The 3,461-nt window shown below is 46.3% G+C and carries 3 protein-coding genes and 1 pseudogene; all 4 read right to left on the bottom strand.

What is annotated here, in order from left to right; genetic code table 11:
* Positions 1 to 202: 202 nt before the first annotated feature.
* Positions 203 to 961, bottom strand: a complete 759-nt coding sequence (locus MHN01_RS20745) for a hypothetical protein (protein WP_239413164.1) — start codon at positions 959 to 961, stop codon at positions 203 to 205.
* Positions 962 to 974: 13 nt separating this feature from the next.
* Entirely contained in the window at positions 975 to 1,940 is a 966-nt protein-coding gene (locus MHN01_RS20740) for an LPP20 family lipoprotein (RefSeq protein WP_239413163.1), read from the bottom strand.
* Positions 1,940 to 3,082: a murein transglycosylase domain-containing protein gene (locus MHN01_RS20735; RefSeq protein ID WP_239413162.1), complete on the bottom strand. Its 1,143-nt coding sequence runs from the start codon at positions 3,080 to 3,082 to the stop codon at positions 1,940 to 1,942. The genes MHN01_RS20740 and MHN01_RS20735 overlap by 1 nt, the downstream gene beginning before the upstream one ends.
* Positions 3,083 to 3,094: 12 nt before the next feature.
* Positions 3,095 to 3,461: pseudogene (locus MHN01_RS20730) on the bottom strand (hypothetical protein); the annotation flags it as partial.

Raw genomic sequence — 3,461 nt, 5'->3', positions numbered from 1 at the left:
AGCGACAATGAACATGTGAAGGCCACCCCAAAGGTGGCCTTTTTATTTGTCGGAATATGGCTTGCTCATGATTGCCCTGTTTTGCATAAGCTTCTGCCAGCGAAGTAGCATTTGCGGCTGGCGGAGAAAGGGTCAATTAACGAGGGACGGAAATCCAGAGAAAAATACGCAAAAAGAAGAGAAAAAGATTAAGCACTTGGTATTAAGGCAGCAGCTTGGCAAGAGCGATAAGCAGTAGGAAATAGATGATAAGCACCAGAAAAAAAAGCATCAGGATACCCAGCAGCAGGCTGATGGCTGTTAAGGCGATACTGTAGAGATTAATATTTGCAGCGAAGAAGAGAAAAGCGAGTAGGACCGATAGGAATAGGACGCCGCTTGCCGCCCCCTTCATGTCTGAGGCAGAAGGACAAATATGGCTAGTAATGGATGCCATCGCAAAAAACCAAACGATAAACTTCAGTTTTCCCTGATTTAAAAGCTCGGTAAAGAGCGTCAGAGCGTGTCCTATATTTAGTGCAAAAACGTCCAGGTAACCAGAGATACTGCTGACAGCTAACAGCTTGTTCTGGTTGGCTCCTATCAGCTGCCCAAAGCCGTAATTGGGGTAGATAGCTGCCGATATGATAGCCATGGTCAATAGACCGCCGAAGATGGGGGCAATGCCAATGAAGAACCGTCCGCATTGCTGGTAAAGGCTCTTAGGATTAAAGCTGTGATGGACATAACCAAGTTGACTACTGCCGTTTAATTGCAGCAGCTTGATCTCATGGATCTTATGCCGGGCAAGCACGCACAGCAAGGCGTGGCTGAGTTCATGAACCGGGGTGCCGATAAAGGCAGTAAGGTAGCGCAAACGGTATTTTCCGTACTGCGCCAACTTGGATGCAGCATAAACCTCAAGCTGGCGAACGAGCACCAGCATGCTAATGAAAACTGAAAAGAGAAGAAATAGCTGCATATTATTTTGTGGTTTATTGCTCTATGGTCAGTGAGCTTCCCGGCTTATTTAGCATATTGTGTAACAAGCCTCCGTGCTGGGCAAAATAGGTTGAGAAGTTATCGGCAGCATCAATCATGGCTGATTTATATGAGCCGGTGCTTTGCCCTTGAAAGTGTACCACTTTGCTAATGCTCGCGGGACTACCAATTGTGAGTTGCATGGACACGTTGGCAATAGTTTTGCCAGATTTGGTTGTCTTGGCCCGGAACTTTACCGGTATGCACGAAGTGCGTTGATTGGATAGGGAACTTTGGCCCAATGCGAACTTGTCAGACTGAATCGCACTTTCAATGGCTGGCAGGTAGAACTTATCATCGAGGCGAGAACGGCTCTTTTTGACCTCAAAGCATGTACTCTGGGAAAATTGGTTTCTTTTATCGAACAGTTTCGCGATTTTATTAAGGTAACTGCCTGCCTGTTTCGATTGAGATTGAATGACAATCGCACGCTCAGAAGCCAAAGTGAGTTGGCTTTCATTAGCCTGGATATACAAGTAATCGTTGAGAGAAAGCTCAGTGTTTTCAGAAATCGCCCCAAACGGTTTTAAAGCCATCTGCAGTGAACTCTCGTAAAGAGCTACAGTTTCGCTTTGGCTCACCACTCCCATTGCGTAGTAGATGCCCTCATCGGCAGCAATATTCTTCCAGGTAATCTTGGGTAACAGCACATTGCTACTGTCAATTGAGTTAGAGGCCTCTGTCTGGTAGTTTCCGCCGCTCTGCGAGGTCGAAATATTGACATTAACAGAGCTACTTACATTTGAATAGAGTGATTTGGCGATATCAGCCATGGCATCTTGCTTGGCTTTCTCTATGTTTTCGCCCAAGCCAATACCTGTGATATAGCCTGGAATAGGCTCCGGAGCCTCAACCCAACTCGGAGCAGACCAAGCCGTAATTGGTATTAGTAGCGCTAAGGTTAAAATGTTCTTAATCATCAAATTACACTAGCCTGAAGTAGATTCTTGTAATAGGTCTGCTTGGTGTGAACTTTCTTCAGGTAGTTTCTGGTTTCCTTGTAGGGGAAATCATTGACTAATGACTGGTACACATCGTCTGGTTGCAGCGTATTTACCTTGTCAGCAAGGCGGGACAGAGACCCTTTTCCTGTAAAGTGTTTGGCAACGGCCCCGATACCGCCGTTATAAGCAGATATAGCCAGATAGGTTCGTATGGTCGGGTCATTGACTTTTCTCAGGTAGTGCGCCTGAAGAACATTGAGGTAGGCCGTACCAATATCAATGTTAAAGTCCGGCTTGAACAGAACCTCTGGTGGCAGAAGCTTTTCCTGGCCTAAATAGCGCTTGGTGACATCGCGGCCAGCTGAGGTCGGGACGACCTGCATCAGACCATACGCTGGTATATGGGACTGTGCCATTGGGTTGAAATGGCTTTCAGTGTGCATAATAGCCAGAATCAGGTCTGGTTCGACTTCCCATTTGCTGGCGTTTTTTAGAACGGTAGGCATATAGGTCATCGCTTTTTTTGCAATACGGTCGGTCGGGTACGACATGCTGACCTTGGTCAGCTGCAACCCGTTGTTTTGCTTAAACGATGATGTTTTGGCGGTGCGGGTCAGCTCATTGACATTAACATCAGGCAAGACTTTTTCGTTCGCTGTCAGGCGTGAGGGGGTAGCACCCGCGAGAACAGGATCTTTGTTGTAAGCCTGGGCTGTCGTTTCTGTTTTCAGCTCATTGAGTTGATTATTAACGACGGCGTTGAGCTCTTTTTCAGTTAGATTATTACCGACAACCTCGACAGTAATTTCTCCAGTTTCAAAATTGACCGAGCGTTTGATATCGTTATTTTGACTGTACTGGACCCAGGTAGTTTTATTTGTCAGTTGTGGCGTGTCCCACTTCTCTGAAAGCTCTTTTTTTACCTCGTTAAACTTTGCCAGATATTCTGCTTTCGAGTTTTCGAAAGCGTCAATCGATGCCTGTTTAGATTCGCTGAATGACGAGAGCATACTCGCTTTTCTCGCGCTGAAGCTGTCGGTTTCTACCGTATCTTGGGCAATGGCTAAGCTTGAAATCAAGCTCATGCCAAGCACAATTGATGTAACAAACTTAGCCATATCGATTATTCCTTACATCTCACCAAGAGCTTGTGCTATTTCATCTGCCAGCTTTTTGTTTTGCGCTGGAGTAGACTGAGGAGCTACAGCTACTTGCTTTTGCTCTGGTGCCGGAGCCTGTGTGTTTACGGCAGTAACGATGTTTTCAACATTCTGCTTGAAAACGTTACGTGGCAGGCCAGCGTGTACATAGAAGTAACCATCAGGTCCGCGGAACGAACGAATGATTTCCACACCTTCGAGCTCTACATTGGCAATTGCTTCCATTTCAGAAGAGGTGGCAGCGCTGGCGCCGGCGGAACCATTTACACCTAGGGTGCCGGTTTTGTTCTTCACTTTGGAGATAATCTCGGATTTCACCTGATCAGCTAGCTCTTTT

This window comes from Photobacterium sp. OFAV2-7 (assembly GCF_022347985.1).
Taxonomy (GTDB): Bacteria; Pseudomonadota; Gammaproteobacteria; order Enterobacterales; family Vibrionaceae; genus Photobacterium.
This window is presented reverse-complemented; position numbering and strand designations above follow the sequence as displayed.

Coding starts and splice junctions, on each gene's coding strand:
- MHN01_RS20740 (WP_239413163.1), bottom strand. CDS start 1,940: ATGATTAAGAACATTTTAACCTTAGCGCTACTAATACCAATTACGGCT.
- MHN01_RS20745 (WP_239413164.1), bottom strand. CDS start 961: ATGCAGCTATTTCTTCTCTTTTCAGTTTTCATTAGCATGCTGGTGCTC.
- MHN01_RS20735 (WP_239413162.1), bottom strand. CDS start 3,082: ATGGCTAAGTTTGTTACATCAATTGTGCTTGGCATGAGCTTGATTTCA.